Origin of the sequence: Rhizobium laguerreae, from assembly GCF_002008165.1 — a bacterium.
Lineage (GTDB): Bacteria > Pseudomonadota > Alphaproteobacteria > Rhizobiales > Rhizobiaceae > Rhizobium > Rhizobium laguerreae.
In genome coordinates this window covers 321533-341178 of record NZ_MRDM01000011.1, presented here as the reverse complement: position 1 = coordinate 341178, position 19646 = coordinate 321533, and the positions used below count along the sequence as shown (strand labels likewise).

The following is a 19646-nucleotide window of genomic DNA, read 5'->3' as shown; positions in this document are numbered from 1 at the left end:
TCGCGGGTGCAGCATTCCCGCGTCTGAACGTCTGAGGAGACCGTTTTGCCCATTTCCAAGATTCTCGTTGCCAATCGCTCCGAAATTGCCATTCGCGTGTTCCGCGCGGCCAACGAGCTTGGAATAAAAACCGTGGCGATCTGGGCGGAAGAGGACAAGCTGGCGCTGCACCGCTTCAAGGCGGACGAGAGCTACCAGGTCGGCCGCGGTCCGCATCTTTCCAAGGACATGGGCCCGATCGAGAGCTATCTGTCGATCGAGGAGGTGATCCGCGTTGCTAAACTCTCCGGCGCCGATGCCATCCATCCCGGCTATGGCCTGCTGTCGGAAAGCCCCGAATTCGTCGATGCCTGCAACAAGGCCGGTATCATCTTCATCGGCCCGGAGGCCGATACGATGCGCCAGCTCGGCAACAAGGTCGCAGCGCGCAATCTGGCGATCTCGGTCGGTGTTCCCGTGGTGCCGGCCACCGGGCCGTTGCCGGAGGACATGGCCGAAGTGGCGAAGATGGCGGAGGGGATCGGCTATCCCGTCATGCTGAAGGCCTCCTGGGGCGGCGGCGGGCGCGGCATGCGCGCGATCCGCGATCCAAAGGATCTCGCCCGCGAGGTGACGGAAGCCAAGCGCGAGGCGATGGCGGCCTTCGGCAAGGACGAGGTCTATCTGGAAAAGCTCGTCGAGCGCGCCCGCCACGTCGAAAGCCAGGTGCTCGGCGATACGCACGGCAATGTCGTGCATCTCTTCGAGCGTGACTGCTCGATCCAGCGCCGCAACCAGAAGGTCGTCGAGCGCGCCCCGGCGCCCTATCTCTCGGAGGCGCAGCGCCAGGAACTCGCCGCCTATTCGCTGAAGATCGCGGCCGCGACCAATTATATCGGTGCCGGCACCGTCGAATATCTGATGGATGCCGATACCGGTAAATTCTACTTCATCGAGGTCAATCCGCGCATTCAGGTCGAGCATACGGTGACCGAAGTCGTTACCGGCATTGATATCGTCAAGGCGCAGATCCACATCCTCGACGGCTTTGCGATCGGCACGCTGGAATCAGGCGTGCCGCGCCAGGAGGATATCCGTCTCAATGGTCATGCGCTGCAGTGCCGCATCACCACGGAAGATCCGGAGCATAATTTCATTCCGGATTACGGCCGCATCACCGCCTATCGCTCGGCGTCCGGTTTCGGTATCCGCCTCGATGGCGGCACCTCCTATTCGGGTGCGATCATCACCCGCTTTTATGATCCGCTTCTCGTCAAGGTCACGGCATGGGCTCCCAATCCGTCCGAAGCGATCGCCCGCATGGACCGGGCGCTGCGCGAATTCCGCATTCGCGGCGTGGCAACCAACCTGACCTTCCTCGAAGCGATCATCGGCCATCCCAAGTTCCGGGACAACAGTTACACGACGCGCTTCATCGACACGACGCCGGAGCTATTCCAGCAGGTGAAGCGCCAGGATCGCGCCACGAAGCTGCTGACCTATCTCGCCGACGTCACCGTTAATGGCCATCCCGAGGCCAAGGACAGGCCGATGCCGCTTGATAACGCTGCCGAGCCGGTGGTTCCCTACGCCAACGGCAATGCGGTCAAGGATGGTACGAAGCAACTCCTCGACACGCTCGGCCCGAAGAAATTCGGCGAATGGATGCGCAACGAAAAGCGTGTGCTTTTGACCGACACGACGATGCGTGACGGCCACCAGTCGCTGCTTGCCACCCGCATGCGCACCTATGACATCGCCCGCATTGCCGACACCTATGCGCATGCGCTGCCGAACCTTTTGTCGCTCGAATGCTGGGGCGGCGCGACCTTCGACGTCTCCATGCGCTTTCTGACCGAGGATCCGTGGGAGCGCCTGGCGCTGATCCGCGAGGGCGCGCCGAACCTTCTGCTGCAGATGCTGCTGCGCGGCGCCAACGGCGTCGGCTACACCAATTATCCCGATAATGTCGTCAAATATTTCGTCCGCCAGGCGGCCAGGGGCGGCATCGATCTCTTCCGCGTCTTCGACTGCCTGAACTGGGTCGAGAACATGCGCGTCTCGATGGATGCCATTGCCGAGGAGAACAAGCTCTGCGAGGCGGCGATCTGCTATACCGGCGATATCCTGAACTCGGCCCGCCCGAAATACGATCTGAAATACTACACCGACCTTGCGGTCGAGCTCGAGAAGGCGGGGGCGCATATCATCGCGCTCAAGGATATGGCGGGTCTTCTCAAGCCCGCGGCTGCGAAGGTTCTGTTCAAGGCGCTGCGCGAGGCGACCAGCCTGCCGATCCATTTCCACACGCATGATACATCGGGTATTGCGGCCGCGACCGTTCTTGCTGCCGTCGATGCTGGCGTCGATGCCGTCGATGCCGCCATGGATGCGCTGTCCGGCAATACCTCGCAGCCCTGTCTCGGCTCGATCGTCGAGGCGCTGCGCGGCACGGAGCGTGATCCGGGCCTCGATCCGGAATGGATCCGCCGCATCTCCTTCTATTGGGAAGCGGCGCGGAACCAGTATGCCGCCTTCGAAAGCGATCTGAGGGGCCCGGCATCCGAAGTCTATCTGCACGAAATGCCGGGCGGCCAGTTCACCAACCTCAAGGAACAGGCCCGCTCGCTCGGGCTCGAGACCCGCTGGCATCAGGTGGCGCAGGCCTATGCCGACGCCAACCAGATGTTCGGCGATATCGTCAAGGTGACGCCGTCTTCCAAGGTCGTCGGCGACATGGCGCTGATGATGGTGTCTCAGGACCTGACGGTTGCCGACGTCGTCAGCCCCGACAAGGAAGTCTCCTTCCCGGAATCGGTGGTCTCGATGCTGAAGGGCGATCTCGGCCAGCCGCCGTCAGGATGGCCCGAAGCGCTTCAGAAGAAGGCGCTGAAGGGCGACAAGTCCTATACCGTGCGCCCCGGCTCGCTGCTCAAGGAGGCTGATCTCGATGCGGAGCGTAAAGTCATCGAGACGAAGCTCGAGCGCGAGGTCAGCGACTTCGAATTCGCTTCCTACCTGATGTATCCGAAGGTCTTCACCGACTTCGCGCTCGCCTCCGATACCTACGGACCGGTCTCGGTGCTGCCGACACCCGCCTATTTCTACGGTCTCAAGGACGGCGAGGAGCTGTTTGCCGATATCGAGCGCGGCAAGACGCTCGTCATCGTCAACCAGGCGATGAGCGCGACCGACAGCCAGGGCATGGTGACCATCTTCTTCGAGCTCAACGGCCAGCCGCGCCGCATCAAGGTGCCGGACCGGGCCCATGGAGCGGCGGGTGCCGCCGTCCGCCGCAAGGCGGAGCCGGGCAATGCCGTTCATGTCGGCGCGCCGATGCCGGGTGTCATCAGCCGTGTCTTCGTCTCGCCCGGCCAGGCCGTCAATGCCGGTGACGTGCTCGTCTCGATCGAGGCGATGAAGATGGAAACGGCGCTGCATGCGGAAAAGGATGGGACGATTTCCGAAGTGCTGGTGCGGGCCGGCGATCAGATCGATGCCAAGGATCTGCTCGTCGTCTACGCAGGCTGAAGCGCTGCCATCCTCCGCAAGGCGTGCATCAGCCGAGTTTGCGAGCGGGCTCCATTCACTCGATTGTGTACGATCGGCCTGTCAAAAAGCTGATTTTTCGAAGCCTTCGTGCCTTGCTCGGCGCGGAGGCTTTCTCATAAAGTTGCGCTCCCATTATCCGCCCCCAAAACCCATCAGGAAATGATATCCATGAGCAAGTTGAAGATTGCCGTCATCGTCGGCAGCACGCGTATTGGCCGTTTTGCCGAGCATCCGGCCAAGTGGATTGCCGCTATCGCCGGCGAACGGCAGGACATCGAGGTCGAGGTTCTCGACCTGCTCGACTACCCCATGCATTTTTTCGGTGAGCAGCGCGCGACGACCGCTGAAAGCGAGACGGCAGAGCGCTGGAAAAAGAAGCTGCGTGAATTCGACGGCTTCATTTTCACCGTCGCCGAGTACAATCACGCTCCGACGGCGGTTCTGAAGAACGCCATCGACCTCGGCGAGTTCATCCACAAGCCGGTCAGCTTCGTCGGTTACGGCGGCGTCGGCGGCGCACGTGCGGTCGAGCATCTCCGGCTGATCTTCGTGGAGATGGGGGCGGCTTCGGTGAAAACCGGCGTGCATATCGCGCTTGGCGAATATCTCGGCGTTCTCAAGGAAGGCAAGAGCCTCAGCGATTACGCGCATCTCAACGAAGCGGCGAAGAACCAACTCGACCAGCTCACCTGGTGGGGCAATGCGTTGAAGGCGGCGCGCGCCGTCGTCACGGCCTCCTGATTGGAGTTCCGGCCAGCCGGGATGTTCGCATCCCGGCACTCAAATATCGTAAGTATGGGCGGCGTTGATCGTCGAGATGAAACGTTTGGTGCGTTCGCGCTCCGGCGCGCTGAAGATTGCTCTGGCGCTGCCCGTTTCCACCACGCTGCCGGCTTCCAGGAAAACCACGTCATTGGCGATCTTCGAGGCGAGCCGGAGATCGTGGGTCGCCATCACCATCGTCGTGCCTTCGCTGGCAAGTTTGCCCAGCACATCGACCACTTCGGCCGAAAGCTCGGGATCGAGGGCGGATGTCGGCTCGTCGCATAGAAGCACGCGCGGCGAGGGCGCCAGCGCGCGGGCGATCGCGACGCGCTGCTGCTGGCCGCCCGATAATGTCGAAGGCCAGGCATCGGCCTTGTGGGTCATGCCGACCTTGGTCAGCAATTCCATCGCACGCTCGCGAGCTTTTGGCCTCGGCCATCTCAGCACCGTCACCAGGCCTTCCATGACATTCTCGATCGCGGTCTGATGCGGAAAGAGCTGAAAGTTCTGGAAGACCATGCCGGTCTGGCGGCGGATCTTCTGGATCGCCGGCCAGCTCGTTCGTTTGCCCGGTGCAAAGGCCAGCGTTTCCTCTCCGAGGCGGATGGAGCCGGCGGTCGGAATTTCGAGCAGGTTGATGCAGCGCAGCAGCGTGCTCTTGCCGCCGCCCGAAGGCCCAACCAGCGCGGTGACGCTGCCTTCGGGGATGCGGATGCTGATATCCTTGAGGATGACGGCGTCGCCGAAACGCTTTTCGATGTTGGAAAGCTCGATCATGCATTTGCCTCCAGCATGCCGCCATAACGCGCGAAGCGGCGTTCCAGCCGCACCTGCAGCTGCGAGAGGACGGAGCTCAGGACGAGATAAATCAACGCTGCCTCGATATAGAGGATCAACGGCTCATAGGTGGTGGCGACGATGCGCTGTGCGGCCTGGAACAGCTCGGGCACGGTGATGGCGGCGGCAAGCGAGGTGTCTTTGACCAGCGAGATGAAGGTGTTCGACAAAGGTGGCACGGCGACACGGGCGGCCTGCGGCAGGATGGTGCGGCTCATCGCCTGGCGCCAGCTCATGCCGATCGAATAGGCGGCTTCCCACTGGCCCTTCGGTACCGAGGAAATGACGGCGCGGATAATCTCGGAGCTATAGGCGCCGATATTCAGCGTGAAGCCGATGAGGGCGGCCGGAAAGGCATCGAGCAAGATGCCGAGGCTCGGCAGGCCGTAGAAGATCACGAAGAGCTGCACGAGCAACGGCGTGCCGCGAATGACCCAGACATAGAAGCGCGCGACGGCCGACAGCGGCATCGGCCCGAAGAGCCGGGCGATCGCGGTGGCGAGCCCGAGCGTCAGGCCGAAGGCGAAGGATAGCAGGGTCAGTGGTATGGTGAAGATCAACCCCGCCCAGAGGAGGGAGGGTAGCGATTCCGCCATCAGTTGGAGCCAGTGCGGCAAGGGCGTTCCCTCTCATCGGTTGGGTCGTGATACTCGAAATACCCCTCCCCAACCCCTCCCCACAAGGGGGAGGGACTTATCCAGGTGCCGCCTCGCAAGAAATAGCGACCGAGCGGCAGGCCGAAACGATTATTTGGAGATGAAGCGATCCGCCGGCTAAGCCTCTCCCCCTTGTGGGGAGGGGACTTTTTCCTGAGTGGAGTTTACTTGGAAACGTCCTGGCCGAAATATTTGTCGGCGATCTTCTTGTAGGTGCCGTCGGCCTTGATGTCGGCAAGCGCCTTGTTGATTTCGGCGAGAAGCTCCGGCTCGTTCTTGCGGATGATGATGCCGGAATAATCGGCATTTTCCTGCTCGGCGACGATCTTCACCGGCGCATCCGGCTTGTGTTTCTTGAAATCGAGGAAGGAGAGGCTGTCGTTGATCGTGGCGTCGGCGCGCTTGGTCAATACCAACTGGATCGATTGATCGAAACCGTCGGTGCCGACGAGTTCGGCACCGGCTTCGGTTGCGAGCTTGCCGAAGTTGCTGGTCAGCGACTGGGCGGCCTTCTTGCCCTTCAGATCGGCGAAGGACTTGATGCTGTCGTCGCCGTCGCGGGCGATCAGCACGGCCTTGGAGGCGATATAGGGCTCGGAGAAATCGTATTTCTGCTTGCGGGTTTCGGTGATGCCGACCTGGTTGATGACGGTATCGTAGCGTTTGGCATCGAGGCCGGCGATCAGGCCATCCCACTTGCCTTCGACGAACTCGGCCTTGACGCCGAGCTTGGCGGCGATCGCTTCGCCGATCTCGACATCGAAGCCGACAAGCTTGCCGCTTTCGTCATGATAGGTGAAGGGCGCATAGGTGCCTTCGGTGCCGATCTTGAAGACGCCGGCCGATTTGATGGCGGCGAGGTTTTCACCGGCATGGGCAGGCAGCAAGGCCGCAGCCTGAATGAGGGCAGCGGCAGCGACGGTTTTCAACCAGTTCATTGTTTCTATCCATCCTTGGGAGGTTGTCATCGGGTGAGGATACTTTGCAGAAAACTAGGGCGCCGGAAGCGTAGAAAACTGCGAATAAAAGCAGCAACTGCAAATATTTTTCTCAAGCGTCCGTTTGGACGAGCTTGCCGCGCCCATAGGCGAGACAACCGACGAGGATCGTCAGACTACGGAAAGACAGGTCTGCCAGACTGGAATGGTTGAAGCCAGGACCTTGATGATCGCGTCATGGAAGGTGAACGCCATATAGGCGAGGGTCGTGAGCAGGATGCCCAGGCTGACGGAGCTTTTCACGGGGAGAACGCACCAGGTGGCGGATATGCCGGCGGGAATCGGGAGTGTCTAATCGATGTTCCCGGCTCTCGGATCGGTCAACAGGGCATATTTGGCTCTGGCGATGGAGCTTTGTTTCGAAACGTCAGAAAACGTGTGACCGTGCATATTGCCTGCATGGTCATAAGCGGTTATGCACGTTTCCTGTTTATAAGATCCCGATCCGGTAGGAACATGCAGGATTTTCTGTTGCGAGAACGCCAAGGCGTGATTTCCGAGAGGCTGCGGCTGAATGGCCGCGTGCTGGCGACGGAGCTGGCGCTCGAATTCGGTGTCTCCGAGGACACGGTGCGGCGGGATCTGCGCGAAATGGCGGCGGCAGGGCTCTGCGAGCGGGTTTATGGTGGTGCATTGCCGGTCTCGCCGGCGCACGGAAGCATGACCCAACGCATCGGCTTTGCCGCTGACCGGAAACAGGCGCTGGCGCGCGCTGCGGCAAAGCAGATTGCCGCCGGGTCGACCGTGTTTTTCGATGCCGGCAGCACCAATCTGGCGATTGCCAACGCATTACCGGCCGAGCTTGCACTGACGGCTGCGACGAATGCGCCGGCGATTGCCGCAGCGCTGATCGACAAGCCTGCCGTCAACGTCATTCTGATCGGCGGGATGGTCGACCGGCAGACGGGCGGTTCCCTCGGCGCCAAGGCCTTGCGGGATATGGAGCAGATTTCGCCCGATCTCTGCATTCTTGGCGCCTGCGGTGTCGATCTCGAGGCCGGCATCACGGTGTTCGGCTTCGAGGATGCAGAGTTCAAGCGCTTTGCGGCGTCCAGGAGCAGAAAAGTATTGGTGGCTGCAACCTCGGAAAAATTCGGCACCGCGGCCCCCCATAGCATCCTGCCGGTTGCCCATTGCGAATGCCTGGTCGTCGAGCACGATGCCGATCCGGCCATTCTCGCCCGTTACCGCGAGCGCGGATGCAGAACTGTTCTCGCCGAGAAAACGAACTGAGGCGACGTCATAAAGTTTAGGGAGACCGGGCGGGTGAAAGCCCGGCAATGAGGAAGACCGGAAATGGATAGTCATGTGAGTACGTCGGGAGCCCGGAGCGGCTTCATTACCAGAAGCAGGGCGGCGGTTTCCCTGCTCTTTCTCATGAACGGTTTTGTCGTCGGCTGCTGGGCGCCGAAGATTCCGGATTTTGCCGAGCGTCTGGCGCTGACCAAGTTCGAGCTTGGGCTGATGATCCTGGTCTTCGGCGTCGGCTCGCTGGTTATGATGCCGATCGCCGGTGCGCAGATCGCCAAACATGGCTCGCGTGTCGTGGTTCAAGTCCTGGCCGTCTGTCTGCTGCCGTTGCTGCTGGCATTGACGCTGGCGCCAAACGTGCTCACTGGGGCAATCACGCTCTTCCTGTTCGGCGGCTTCATCGGCGCAATGGATGTGGCGATGAATGCCAATGCAGTGTCGGTCGAGAAGTCCATGCGCCGCGCCATCATGTCGTCCTGCCATGCTTTCTGGAGCCTTGGCGGACTGATCGGCTCAGCTCTCGGCGGCATCGTGATCTCCAAGCTCGGCATTCTCGGCCATGCGCAACTGGCGACGGTACTGGCGGCAATCTTCCTTGCCGTCGCCTGGCCGATGATCCTTGCGGATCCGCCACATCCCGACACCAAGAAGGAAAAGACGAAGCTGCCGATGGTGCCGTTGCCGTGGCTGCTCGGATTGATGGCGCTGTTCAGCATGGTGCCGGAAGGTGCTGTTCTCGACTGGGGCGCGCTCTATCTTCGGCAGGAAATGGATGCGTCCGTCGCGCTTTCCGGCCTTGGTTTCGCAGCCTTTTCGGCGACCATGGCAATCATGCGCTTTGCCGGCGACCTGGTGCGCGACCGTCTGGGCGGCGTCAAGACGCTGCGAATCTGCACGCTGTTTGCCATCGTCGGCATGCTGCTTGCAGGCCTGGCGCCCAATGCCGAGCTTGCCATCCTGGGTTTTGCCTTTTGCGGTATCGGCATTTCCAACATGGTGCCGATCGCCTTCTCGGCGGCGGGCAATATTCCCGGCCTCAAGCCCGGCATCGCCATCTCAGTGGTCACCACCATGGGCTATTCCGGCATGCTGGTTGCGCCATCGTTGATCGGCTTCGTCGCCGAGCATATCGGTTTTGCCGTCGTTTTCATGGCGCTGCCAGTGCTGCTGCTCGTCGTTCTGCTGCTGTCCAACCTGGCCCATTATGCCGATGAGACCTCCGGAGGCGATCACTGAGCCGCCTCCCAACAAAAGTGATATCAGGGGCGGTTGACAAGCAGCCGGCCTTGATCCACCTGAAAAGCACTGTTTTTAGGGGTGCAAGAACTCTCCATGTCTTCAGCTGCCGATTTTGATCCGAAACCGCGCCGCGCTTCCGTTGCCGTCGATGTCGGCGGTGTCATCGTCGGCGGCGGGGCGCCGGTCGTCGTGCAATCCATGACGAACACCGATACGGCCGATATCGATTCCACCGTCGCGCAGGTCGCCGCTCTCCACCGGGCGGGTTCGGAGCTGGTGCGCATTACCGTCGACCGCGACGAGAGTGCGGCCGCCGTGCCGAAGATCCGCGAGCGGCTTCTGCGCCTCGGCATGGACGTGCCCTTGATCGGCGACTTCCATTATATCGGCCATAAGCTGCTCGCCGATCATCCGGATTGTGCCGAAGCGCTGGCGAAATACCGCATCAACCCCGGCAATGTCGGCTTCAAGGACAAGAAGGACAAGCAGTTCGCCGAGATCATCGAGATGGCGATCCGCTATGACAAGCCGGTGCGCATCGGCGTCAATTGGGGCTCGCTCGATCAGGATCTGCTGACGGCGCTGATGGATCGGAACGCCGAGGCTGGGTCGCCGCTTTCGGCCCGGCAGGTGACGCGCGAGGCGATCGTGCAGTCGGCGCTGCTGTCGGCAGCCCTTGCCGAAGAGATCGGCCTGCCGCGCAACCGCATCATCCTGTCGGCCAAAGTCAGCCAGGTTCAGGACCTGATCGCCGTCAATTCCATGCTCGCCGAACGCTCCAATCATGCGCTGCATCTCGGCCTGACCGAAGCCGGCATGGGCACCAAGGGCATCGTCGCCTCGTCGGCGGCGATGGGCTTCGTGCTGCAGCACGGCATCGGCGATACGATCCGCGTGTCGCTGACGCCCGAGCCGAACGGCGACCGCACGCGCGAAGTGCAGGTGGCGCAGGAAATCCTGCAGGTCATGGGCTTCCGGCAGTTCATACCCGTGGTTGCTGCCTGTCCGGGCTGCGGACGCACGACGTCGACCGTGTTCCAGGAACTTGCCCAAAATATCCAGAACGACATCCGCAAAAACATGCCGGTATGGCGTGAAAAATATCCCGGCGTCGAGGCGCTGAACGTCGCCGTCATGGGCTGCATCGTCAACGGGCCGGGCGAAAGCAAACATGCCGATATCGGCATTTCGCTTCCGGGCACTGGTGAAACGCCGGCCGCCCCCGTCTTCATCGACGGCCGAAAGGCGTTGACGCTGCGCGGTCCCAATATTGCCGCCGATTTCGAGGCGCTTGTCGTCGACTATATCGAGAAGCGTTTCGGCCAGCGGACGGCGGCGGAATGACCGCCCGCATCTTCGGATGAGCCAGTACTGGTCGCCAATCGTCAGCAAGCTTCGGCCCTATGTCGCGGGCGAGCAGCCCCGTACCGCGAACATGGTCAAGCTCAATACCAACGAAAATCCTTACGGGCCGTCTCCTAGGGCGATCGAGGCAATCCGGGAGGCGGCGGACGATCGTCTACGGCTCTATCCCGATCCCACTGCCACGGAATTGCGCGAGACGATCGCGGTTCGTTTCGGCCTGACGGCGGAGGAAGTATTCGTCGGCAATGGCTCCGACGAGGTTCTTGCGCATGCGTTCCAGGCGCTGCTGAAACATGAGCGGCCGCTTCTCTATCCCGATGTGACCTACGCCTTCTATTCGACCTATAGCCTGCTATACGGCGTCGAAGCGATCGAAGTGCCTGTTGACGATGGGTTCCGGATCCGCCTGGCCGATTACGACAGGCCCTGTGGCGCGATCATCATCCCCAATCCGAATGCGCCGACCGGCATCGGCCTGCCGCTCACCGGCATCGAGGCACTTCTTACCGCCCATCCGGATGCGGTCGTCGTCATAGACGAGGCCTATATCGATTTCGGCGGCGAGAGCGCCATCCCGCTGATATCCATGCATTCCAACCTGCTGGTGATCCAGACCCTGTCGAAGTCCCGTTCGCTTGCCGGTCTGCGCATCGGCTTCGCGCTGGGGCAGCGGCCGCTGATCGAGGCGCTGGAGCGGGTCAAGGACAGCTTCAATTCCTATCCACTTGATCGTCTGGCGCAGCTTGCCGCGACGGCGGCGATCAAGGACGAGGCGTGGTTCGAGACAGGCCGGAGGAACATCATCGCCAGCCGCGAAAGCCTTGTTAGGGAACTCGAAGCGCTGGATCTTGAGGTTCTGCCGTCCCAGGCGAATTTCGTTTTCGCAAGGCACCAAAGCCGTTCGGGCGCAGCATTTCAAGCCGCTCTGCGGGAGCGCGGCATTCTCGTCCGGCATTTTGCCAAGCCGCGTATTTCGGACTTCCTGCGGATCAGCATCGGCACGGATGAGGAGTGTGCCCGTCTGGTATCCGCTCTCAAGGAGATACTGGCGGCCTGACCTGCCGCTTCAGCTCTTCCGGTCGGCGATGAAATGCGCTGCAGCAATGAGGGTCGAGGCACGGGCGCCGTAAGGGGCAAGCAGCGCCTCGGCATCGCGGACGTGCTCACGGAGCTGGGTCTCGGCCCATTCCATGCCGCGCAGGGCGACGAGTGTTCCCTTGCCGCGAGCCGCATCCTTGCCGGTCGCCTTGCCCATGGTCGCTGCATCCGAAGTCTGGTCGAGAATGTCGTCGGCAAGCTGGAAAGCAAGACCGATCTTTTCGCCGAAGGCGCGCAGGCGGCGGCGATCGTCCGGCGGGCTTGCCGAGATGACGGCGCCGGCTTCGCAGGCGAAGCGGATCAGCGCGCCTGTTTTCATCGCTTGCAGGCGGATGATGCCGACCTCGTCGGGCGCCTGCTTTTCCGCCGCGAGATCAAGCGCCTGGCCGCCGGCCATGCCGCCGAGACCGGCTGCGCGGGCAAGGGCCAGCACCAGCGACGCCTTGCTCGTATCGGCAAGGGCCGTTTCCGGCGCGGCGATGATGTCGAAGGCATAGGTCAGCAGGCTGTCGCCGGCGAGGATCGCCGTCGCTTCGTCGAACTTGATGTGTACTGTCGGCTTGCCCCGGCGTAGGTCGTCATCGTCCATGGCCGGCAGGTCGTCATGCACGAGGGAATAGCAGTGGACGCATTCGAGGGCTGCGCCAACACGAAGGGCCGCCTCGGCGTCGCCGCCGAGAAGGGCGGCACTTTCGACGACCAGAAACGGGCGCAGCCGCTTGCCGCCGTTCAGCACGGCATAGTGCATGGCATCGCGCAGCGTCTCGGGCCTGGCGATTTCATCGGAAAGGGCACTCGGCGACAGCAATGCGTCGAGCAGCGCCTCGATGTCGCGGGCGTTGTTCTTCAGCCTCGTCTCGAAAGTGTCCGGGTTCGCGTCCATGGGCGCTGTTTGGCATGAGCGCCCCCGGGCTTGCAACGGAATTGTCGATGGCGACAGCAAGATTCGCCGCGCACTCTGGCATAAGCTCCACACAGGCGTTATGAGAACCACAGGAGCGAAATCGGACTGGGGACATTGGATATAGCGCCGGAGAGAGAGGACAGCGTCGACATGCCGGCTCGTCGGCGATGGTTCGAAGACAGGCGTATGTTGAAACGCATTGTTCTTGCCGTGCTGATCGTGCTGATCCTTCCCTATGCGCTGATCTTTTTCTATCTGCTGCCCTTCATTCACCCCGTCTCGACACTGATGCTGCGCGATCTCGTGCTGCTGCGTGGTTACGACAGGCAATGGGTGTCGCTTGATAAGATCGCCCCGGTCGTGGTGCAGTCGGTGATGATGTCGGAGGACGGGCAATATTGCTTTCACGGCGGCGTCGACTGGGCGGAAATGCGCATGCTGGTCGAGGATACGCTGAAAGGTCAGGCGACGCGCGGCGGCAGCACGATCCCGATGCAGACGGCGAAAAACCTCTTCCTCTGGAACAGCCGCTCCTTCGTGCGCAAGGCGCTGGAACTTCCGCTCGCGGTTGCCACGGATTTCGTCCTGTCGAAACGGCGGCTGATGGAAATCTATCTCAATATCGCCGAATGGGGTCCCGGCATCTACGGCATCGAGGCGGCGGCCCAGCATCATTTCAAGGTGCCGGCCTCGAAGCTGACGCGGCGCCAGGCATCGCTGCTTGCCGTCTCGCTGCCGAACCCGATCGACCGCAATGCCGGCAAGCCCGGACGAGGCCTTCGCCGGCTCGCCGGCTTGATCGAGAGACGTGCGCAAGGTGCGGGCGATTACATCAAGTGCATCTACGATTGAGACCAGAACTTGTCATTGGAGCATGATGATGCCCGAAAACCGTTCACAGTTTTCGGCATCATGAGAAGCGGCAAGCGTCATCGAGGCGCCCTGTTTTCGAGCTTGCCCCGCCGGTATTCTGCGTGCTCAAGGACATGAACCATCTTCACGAATTGCTGATCTTCGATTTCGAAGCCTGAACGGGAGAGGCCCATGGACAGACCGACGCTCTACATCGCCAACAAGAATTTTTCCTCCTGGTCGTTCCGGCCGTGGATGGCGCTGACGGGCGCCGGTGTCGATTTCGAGGAAGTCCTCATCCCCTTCGACTATGCGGGTGGCAATCCCAACATCAAGGCCATCTCACCCACCGGGCGTGTGCCGTTGCTGCAGCACGGCGCATTGAAGATCTGGGAATCGCTGGCGATCATCGAATATGTCGCCGAGCTTTATCCGGACGCCGGCCTTCTGCCGAGGGATCGCGCCGAGCGGGCGCTCGCCCGTTCGGTTTCGATGGAAATGCTGTCGAGCTTCCGGGCGCTGCGCAGTGCCTGCCCGATGAATATTCGCCGGCCGAAGGGCAGGATCGCGTTGCCGGATGGTGTCGACGCCGATATCAGCCGCATCGAGACGATCTGGCGCGACCTCCTGCAGCAATCCGGCGGACCGTTTCTGTTTGGCGCGTTCAGCGGGGCGGATGCGATGTTTGCGCCTGTCGTCAACCGGTTCGACATTTATGACCTCGTCAGCCGAAACGATACGCTGGCCTATATGGTGACCATGAAGGCGCATCCGGCCTGGCGGAAATGGGAAGAGGCGGCCCGCGCCGAGCCTTGGATCGTGCCGGAAGACGAAGTCTGAGCCTGGAATCATCGGCTTTGCAAAAAATACGCATGGGGACTGGTCAAGGTCACCCCTTGCATGTATAAGCGCGCCAAATTCCGAAATCGCGACATGTCCGTTTCGGCCGCCGGTGTGGCCGTGGGAATGTTTTGCCCGCAAGTGGAGTAAGAGAAATGGCTGTACCGAAGAGAAAAACAAGCCCGTCCAAGCGCGGTATGCGCCGTTCGGCAGACGCCCTGAAGGCTCCGACCTATGTCGAAGACAAGAACTCCGGCGAACTGCGCCGCCCGCATCATATCGACCTGAAGACCGGTATGTATCGCGGCCGCCAGGTTCTGACGCCGAAGGAAAGCGCATAATTTCCCGATCCGGCTTGTCCGATCGAAGTTTCAAGGCCGGCGTCATGCCGGCCTTTTGCATTTCGACAATATAATATTTGCAATGACTTGCGGTGGGGCAAGGGTTTGCGGCAGTATTCTTCCATGATGCGCTGGGAGATTGCCGATGATAACCGCCATGCCCCTAATGATTATCCCGTTTATTCTTTACAATCTTGCGATGCTGGGCCTGATGGGCGATGGCGGCATTCCGGCACTGCAACATGATATCATCGTGCTGTCGATGATCTCGGGCGCGATCTGGAGCATGGCGCTCGGCGATCTTTTCATCGTCATCGCACTTGTCGTGCTGTTCTTCGAAATCCTCAAAGCCACCAGAACCGGTCCCGGCAATCTCGTCAACCACATGCTGTCGATGCTGGTGTTCATCGCCTTCCTAGTCGAGTTTCTGCTCGTCCGGGATGCTGCGACGCAGGTCTTCTTCATTTTGATGACGATCGCTCTGATCGATGTCATCGGCGGTTTTGCCGTGTCGATCCGGAGCGCCGGGCGGGATGTCTCGATCGGATTATAGGTTGTCGAGCTTGTTCTGAAGGGCGCGGAGCTGTTCCTTCAGCTCGTCGATATCCTTGGCCTCGGCCTTGCGGCTTTCCTTGGCGGGCGGCGTCATGAAGGGCGAGAACATCTGCATCGCCTGCTGAAACAGCTCGGTGTTGCGGCGAACATGGTCCTCGACCATCTGCATCGGCAACTGCAGGTTCTTGCCGAGCGGCGTTTCGCCGAAGGCGCGGTTCACCTGCTCGCGCATCTGAGCCTGCTGTTCGGTAAAGGAGCGCATCGAATGTTCGAGAAAGCTCGGCACGACCATCTGCATCTGGTCGCCATAATAGGTGATGAGCTGGCGCAGGAAGGAGATCGGGAGCAACGTGTTGCCGGTCTTCGATTCCTGTTCGAAGATGATCTGGGTCAGCACCGAATGGGTGATGTCATCTCCGCTTTTTGCATCCTGGACGGTAAATTCTTCGCCCTTCTTCACCATCTCCGCCAGGTCTTCCAGCGTCACGTAGGTGCTGGTGCCCGTGTTGTATAGGCGTCGATTGGCGTATTTCTTGATAACGATCTGACCCTCATGCTTCGCCATATCAGTCTCCTGAACCCCCGTCTGATTTATGGATATTCCTCCATTTGAGACTGTAAACGCAAAAGAAGCCCGGTGACAATCTCTTTGTGCGATGCGGCAAACCTTTCACGGAGCAGATGAATCGGGCTCCGGCGGGCTGCTGCCGAAAAATGGCCGCAGCCGGTCTTCGCGTTTGACTTGTGCTCCAAGCTTTGCCAGTTTCCACCTATGTAAGTGAGACGAAAACGAGGAGCGTCCCCATGAGCAATCCATCCATCGTCATCGCCAGCGCAGGGCGAACAGCAGTCGGCGCCTTCAACGGCGCTTTCGCGACGGTTCTCGCGCATGAGCTCGGGGCGGCCGTCATCAAGGGCGCGCTCGAGCGCGCCGGCGTCGATGCCGGCGAGGTGGATGAGGTGATCCTCGGCCAGGTGCTTGCCGCCGGCGAGGGCCAGAACCCGGCTCGGCAGGCGGCGATGAAGGCCGGCATTCCGCAGGAAGCGACGGCTTGGGGCGTCAACCAGCTCTGCGGCTCGGGCCTGCGCGCCGTTGCGCTCGGCATGCAGCAGATCGCCACCGGCGATGCCAAGATCATCGTTGCCGGCGGCCAGGAATCCATGTCGATGGCCCCGCATGCCGCGCACTTACGCGGCGGCGTCAAGATGGGCGACATGAAGATGATCGACACGATGATCAAGGACGGCTTGACCGACGCCTTCCATGGCTACCACATGGGCATCACCGCCGAGAATATTGCGCGCCAGTGGCAGCTTTCGCGCGACGACCAGGATCAGTTCGCGGTCAGCTCTCAGAACAAGGCGGAGGCGGCGCAGAAGGCCGGCCGCTTTACCGACGAGATCATCCCCTACGTCATCAAGACACGTAAGGGCGACGTTACGGTCGATACCGACGAATATATCCGTCACGGCGCGACGATAGAGGCGATGGGGAAGCTGCGCCCGGCCTTCGACAAGGACGGCACGGTCACGGCTGCGAACGCGTCCGGCCTCAACGACGGTGCCGCGGCAGCCGTGCTGATGAGCGAAGCCGAGGCAGTCCGGCGCGGCATCCAGCCGCTCGCCCGCATCGTTTCCTGGGCAACGGCGGGTGTCGATCCGCAGATCATGGGCACCGGACCGATCCCGGCTTCGCGCAAGGCGCTCGAGAAGGCCGGCTGGTCGGTCAACGATCTCGATCTCGTCGAAGCCAACGAGGCCTTCGCGGCGCAAGCCTGCGCCGTCACCAAGGATCTCGGGTGGGATCCGTCGATCGTCAACGTCAATGGCGGAGCGATCGCGATCGGCCATCCGATCGGCGCCTCCGGTGCGCGCGTTCTCAACACGCTGCTGTTCGAAATGAAGCGCCGCGGCGCGAAGAAGGGTCTCGCCACGCTTTGCATCGGGGGTGGCATGGGTGTGGCCATGTGCTTTGAAGCACTTTAAATAGCATACGATCCAGGATTGATTGAAGATCCCGCCACGCGGCGAGGCGAAAAACAAAAGGGGAGCGGAACATGAGCAGAGTGGCTTTGGTCACCGGGGGTACACGCGGCATCGGCGCGGCAATATCCATGGCACTGAAAAATGCCGGATACAGGGTCGCCGCCAGCTATGCCGGCAACGACGAGAAGGCCAAAGCCTTCCACGAGGTTACCGGCGTTCCGGTGTTCAAATGGGATGTTTCGGATTACCTCGCCTGCGGCGAAGGAATTGCCAGGGTCGAAAGCGAGATCGGCCCGGTCGAAATCCTCGTCAACAATGCCGGCATCACCCGCGACGCGATGTTCCACAAGATGACACAGCAGCAGTGGCACGAGGTGATCAATACCAACCTCACGGGCCTGTTCAACATGACGCATCAGGTCTGGACCAGCATGCGTGACCGCAGCTTCGGCCGTATCGTCAATATCTCGTCGATCAACGGGCAGAAGGGCCAGATGGGCCAGGTGAACTATTCGGCGGCCAAGGCGGGCGATCTCGGCTTCACCAAGGCGCTGGCCCAGGAAGGGGCAAACAAGAACATCACCGTCAACGCCATTTGCCCCGGTTACATCGGAACGGAAATGGTACTTGCCGTGCCGGAGAAGGTGCTGAACGAACGCATCATTCCGCAGATCCCCGTCGGTCGTCTCGGCGAACCGGAAGAGATCGCGCGTTGCGTCACCTTCCTCGTCTCCGACGATGCCGGCTTCATCACCGGTTCGACGCTGACGGCCAATGGCGGACAGTTCTTCGCCTAGGCATTTCTGTCTTCGAGTCGACAGTAGAGATCAGAGTCAAAGCAATTGGCGCGTCCGGCCGGACGCGCCAATTGCTGTTTATGGACGTCGCTGTGGCCGAGCTCTCGCCGGCACTTTGCGCAGCGAGCGATTTTCCCCGCTAAGGGCTGATATCGCGGTCGTCAGGAAAGCCGATGTAATCAGAACAGCGACGAGAGAATTAAGCAAAATCTGGGTCATGGAGGCGTTCCTTTCAGCTGCGCCGGGCGGCTTTGCCTGTCCGTTGCGCTCGTGAAGGAAATATGTGTCTGGCAGTTGGGCGGCGGTAGATTTGACTTTCGCAACCGATTGTCAACGTCACGTTGACGGATGCAGCAGGCCAAAAGAAAAACGGGCGCCAAGGCGCCCGTCGGGAGTCCGATATGCTTGCCGATCAGTAGCGGCAACGGGCCTCGTAGCGGCGGCCGTAGCGGTCGCGATAGACGCAGTAGCCGCGGCGTTCAACCGACTGGCCGATCAGAGCACCGGTCAAACCGCCGGCAACGGCGCCGACGGCGGCACCACCCCAGCTGTTGGTGACGGCACCGCCGATGACCGCACCGGTACCGGCGCCAATCGCCGTACCTTGCTCGGTCGCTGTGCAGGATGCCAAGGCGCCGACGAGGGCACCAATAAGAACAATCTTCTTCATCATGTCGTAACTCCCCAGGTTAGTTGGGCTTTAGATGCGGCCCATTAGTACAAGGATAATGATAATCACGAGAACTAGCCCCAAACCGCCGGAAGGTCCATAGCCCCAGCCACGGCTGTAACCCCAATTCGGCAAGGCTCCGATCAAGAGCAGAATGAGGATAATAAGAAGTATCGTGCCAAGCATGGTGTGTTTCCTTCATTTCATCCGCAATTTGGATGGACGAGAAACACGCATTGGCGATTTTTGTTCCCGGTTGAGCTCTGAAATGTGACGAAGCCCGATTCACGGTTTAATTTCCGTCTTCTCGTAAAAATGCCGCTATGGTTAAAAAGACATTTAAATACAATATGTTGCGGTGAACAAAGCGGGAAAATCGCGATGTCGCCGATTCGTCAGCGATTCGTTCCGTTTTTGATCGGCGAGCCGAGATTGGCCGCCCTGACTTAACGCTATCTGAATCCGGCGCTTGAAAGATTAATACTGATACGACGAGGCGGAGCGAGGCGATCTGCCGCCAATGTGCATCTAGGGCCTGGACCTGATAGCGCTACCAGATGTGGCCGTGAACGAAAGGCGAAAATGGCGGCGTCAGCGATTCGTCTCCGATTCGTTCCGGCTTTGGTCGAGAGGTTAATTTTGGCCGGATTTTCGCCTGTTCGAGATCGGGCGAAGATCGTCACTCACGACGACGAAGATAGGGACAGGAGAGAGTCTTGCGATTCAGCATGTAGTGGGAAAAAGTGATTCAAAATCAATACTTAGCCGTGAACAAAAGCTGAATCAGCGGGAGTCGTCGATTCGTCGCTGATTCGTTCTCACGCTGTTCCGAATCGGAAATACGCGCGTTTCGGACGACTCGCAAAGGTCGTAATCCCCGAGGCATTTTGAAATCTGCCCTTGCGTTTGCGGCGGCAGCTGTCCATGTGTTGTCCAGCTTCCATCGGGAGCCAAGATTTTC

19 protein-coding genes and 1 pseudogene are annotated in these 19646 nt (G+C 60.7%); 13 read left to right on the top strand and 7 right to left on the bottom strand.

The window, feature by feature from the left end:
* The first annotated feature begins 45 nt into the window (after positions 1 to 45).
* Positions 46 to 3510: a pyruvate carboxylase gene (gene pyc, locus BS630_RS14185; RefSeq protein ID WP_077977944.1), complete on the top strand. Its 3465-nt coding sequence runs from the start codon at positions 46 to 48 to the stop codon at positions 3508 to 3510.
* Between the two features lie 189 nt (positions 3511 to 3699).
* Complete coding sequence (locus tag BS630_RS14180) at positions 3700 to 4272, top strand: NADPH-dependent FMN reductase (protein ID WP_077977943.1); 573 nt, start codon at positions 3700 to 3702, stop codon at positions 4270 to 4272.
* Positions 4273 to 4311: 39 nt separating this feature from the next.
* Here the strand turns inward: BS630_RS14180 and BS630_RS14175 are convergent, their stop codons facing one another.
* The 3 genes from BS630_RS14175 to BS630_RS14165 form a co-directional block, all read right to left on the bottom strand.
* Positions 4312 to 5073 carry an amino acid ABC transporter ATP-binding protein gene (locus BS630_RS14175; protein WP_027668543.1) on the bottom strand — a complete coding sequence of 254 codons (762 nt, stop codon included), beginning with the start codon at positions 5071 to 5073 and terminating at the stop codon, positions 4312 to 4314.
* Positions 5070 to 5750: an amino acid ABC transporter permease gene (locus tag BS630_RS14170; RefSeq protein ID WP_077977942.1), complete on the bottom strand. Its 681-nt coding sequence runs from the start codon at positions 5748 to 5750 to the stop codon at positions 5070 to 5072. Before BS630_RS14170 ends, BS630_RS14175 begins: the two co-directional genes overlap by 4 nt.
* Positions 5751 to 5953: 203 nt before the next feature.
* Positions 5954 to 6727, bottom strand: a complete 774-nt coding sequence (locus BS630_RS14165) for an amino acid ABC transporter substrate-binding protein (RefSeq protein WP_011653981.1) — start codon at positions 6725 to 6727, stop codon at positions 5954 to 5956.
* 516 nt (positions 6728 to 7243) lie between these two features.
* Between BS630_RS14165 and BS630_RS14155 the strand changes: the two genes are divergently transcribed.
* The 4 genes from BS630_RS14155 (at position 7244) to hisC (ending at position 11699) form a co-directional block, all read left to right on the top strand.
* Positions 7244 to 8020: a DeoR/GlpR family DNA-binding transcription regulator gene (locus tag BS630_RS14155; RefSeq protein WP_077977941.1), complete on the top strand. Its 777-nt coding sequence runs from the start codon at positions 7244 to 7246 to the stop codon at positions 8018 to 8020.
* Between the two features lie 63 nt (positions 8021 to 8083).
* Positions 8084 to 9274: an MFS transporter gene (locus BS630_RS14150; protein WP_077977940.1), complete on the top strand. Its 1191-nt coding sequence runs from the start codon at positions 8084 to 8086 to the stop codon at positions 9272 to 9274.
* A 96-nt stretch (positions 9275 to 9370) separates the two neighbouring features.
* On the top strand, positions 9371 to 10621 hold the full coding sequence (ispG, locus tag BS630_RS14145) for a flavodoxin-dependent (E)-4-hydroxy-3-methylbut-2-enyl-diphosphate synthase (protein WP_017962537.1): 1251 nt from the start codon (positions 9371 to 9373) through the stop codon (positions 10619 to 10621).
* Between the two features lie 16 nt (positions 10622 to 10637).
* Positions 10638 to 11699, top strand: a complete 1062-nt coding sequence (gene hisC / locus BS630_RS14140; protein ID WP_077977939.1) for a histidinol-phosphate transaminase — start codon at positions 10638 to 10640, stop codon at positions 11697 to 11699.
* Positions 11700 to 11708: 9 nt separating this feature from the next.
* On the opposite strand, the gene BS630_RS14135 is transcribed toward hisC, so the two are convergent.
* Positions 11709 to 12623 (bottom strand): polyprenyl synthetase family protein, encoded by a 915-nt coding sequence (locus tag BS630_RS14135; RefSeq protein WP_025396416.1) that lies wholly within the window; start codon positions 12621 to 12623, stop codon positions 11709 to 11711.
* 135 nt (positions 12624 to 12758) lie between these two features.
* Between BS630_RS14135 and mtgA the strand changes: the two genes are divergently transcribed.
* The 5 genes and pseudogenes from mtgA to BS630_RS14115 all read left to right on the top strand — a co-directional run bounded on the left by mtgA (position 12759) and on the right by BS630_RS14115 (position 15230).
* Positions 12759 to 13496, top strand: a complete 738-nt coding sequence (gene mtgA / locus BS630_RS14130) for a monofunctional biosynthetic peptidoglycan transglycosylase (RefSeq protein WP_025396415.1) — start codon at positions 12759 to 12761, stop codon at positions 13494 to 13496.
* Between the two features lie 92 nt (positions 13497 to 13588).
* Positions 13589 to 13675: pseudogene (locus tag BS630_RS37955) on the top strand (DUF1868 domain-containing protein); the annotation flags it as partial.
* Between the two features lie 13 nt (positions 13676 to 13688).
* A complete protein-coding gene (locus tag BS630_RS14125; protein WP_077977938.1) occupies positions 13689 to 14336 on the top strand; it encodes a glutathione S-transferase family protein in 648 nt (215 codons plus the stop codon).
* A 155-nt stretch (positions 14337 to 14491) separates the two neighbouring features.
* Complete coding sequence (rpmF, locus tag BS630_RS14120; RefSeq protein ID WP_003543812.1) at positions 14492 to 14677, top strand: 50S ribosomal protein L32; 186 nt, start codon at positions 14492 to 14494, stop codon at positions 14675 to 14677.
* A gap of 145 nt (positions 14678 to 14822) precedes the next feature.
* Positions 14823 to 15230, top strand: a complete 408-nt coding sequence (locus BS630_RS14115) for a hypothetical protein (protein ID WP_077977937.1) — start codon at positions 14823 to 14825, stop codon at positions 15228 to 15230.
* Here BS630_RS14115 and phaR read toward each other — a convergent pair.
* The gene (gene phaR / locus BS630_RS14110; RefSeq protein ID WP_017962532.1) at positions 15225 to 15797 is read right to left on the bottom strand and encodes a polyhydroxyalkanoate synthesis repressor PhaR; all 573 of its coding nucleotides are present in this window, start codon (positions 15795 to 15797) and stop codon (positions 15225 to 15227) included. The genes BS630_RS14115 and phaR overlap by 6 nt on opposite strands.
* Positions 15798 to 16036: 239 nt before the next feature.
* On the opposite strand from phaR, the gene BS630_RS14105 reads away from it, so the two are divergent.
* Both BS630_RS14105 and phbB read left to right on the top strand, forming a co-directional pair.
* Complete coding sequence (locus BS630_RS14105) at positions 16037 to 17218, top strand: acetyl-CoA C-acetyltransferase (RefSeq protein WP_025396413.1); 1182 nt, start codon at positions 16037 to 16039, stop codon at positions 17216 to 17218.
* A gap of 71 nt (positions 17219 to 17289) precedes the next feature.
* Positions 17290 to 18015: a beta-ketoacyl-ACP reductase gene (gene phbB / locus BS630_RS14100; protein WP_077977936.1), complete on the top strand. Its 726-nt coding sequence runs from the start codon at positions 17290 to 17292 to the stop codon at positions 18013 to 18015.
* Between the two features lie 412 nt (positions 18016 to 18427).
* Here the strand turns inward: phbB and BS630_RS14095 are convergent, their stop codons facing one another.
* Entirely contained in the window at positions 18428 to 18688 is a 261-nt protein-coding gene (locus tag BS630_RS14095) for a YMGG-like glycine zipper-containing protein (protein WP_003543792.1), read from the bottom strand.
* Between the two features lie 27 nt (positions 18689 to 18715).
* Positions 18716 to 18871, bottom strand: a complete 156-nt coding sequence (locus BS630_RS14090) for a DUF3309 family protein (protein ID WP_017962528.1) — start codon at positions 18869 to 18871, stop codon at positions 18716 to 18718.
* Positions 18872 to 19646: the final 775 nt, after the last annotated feature.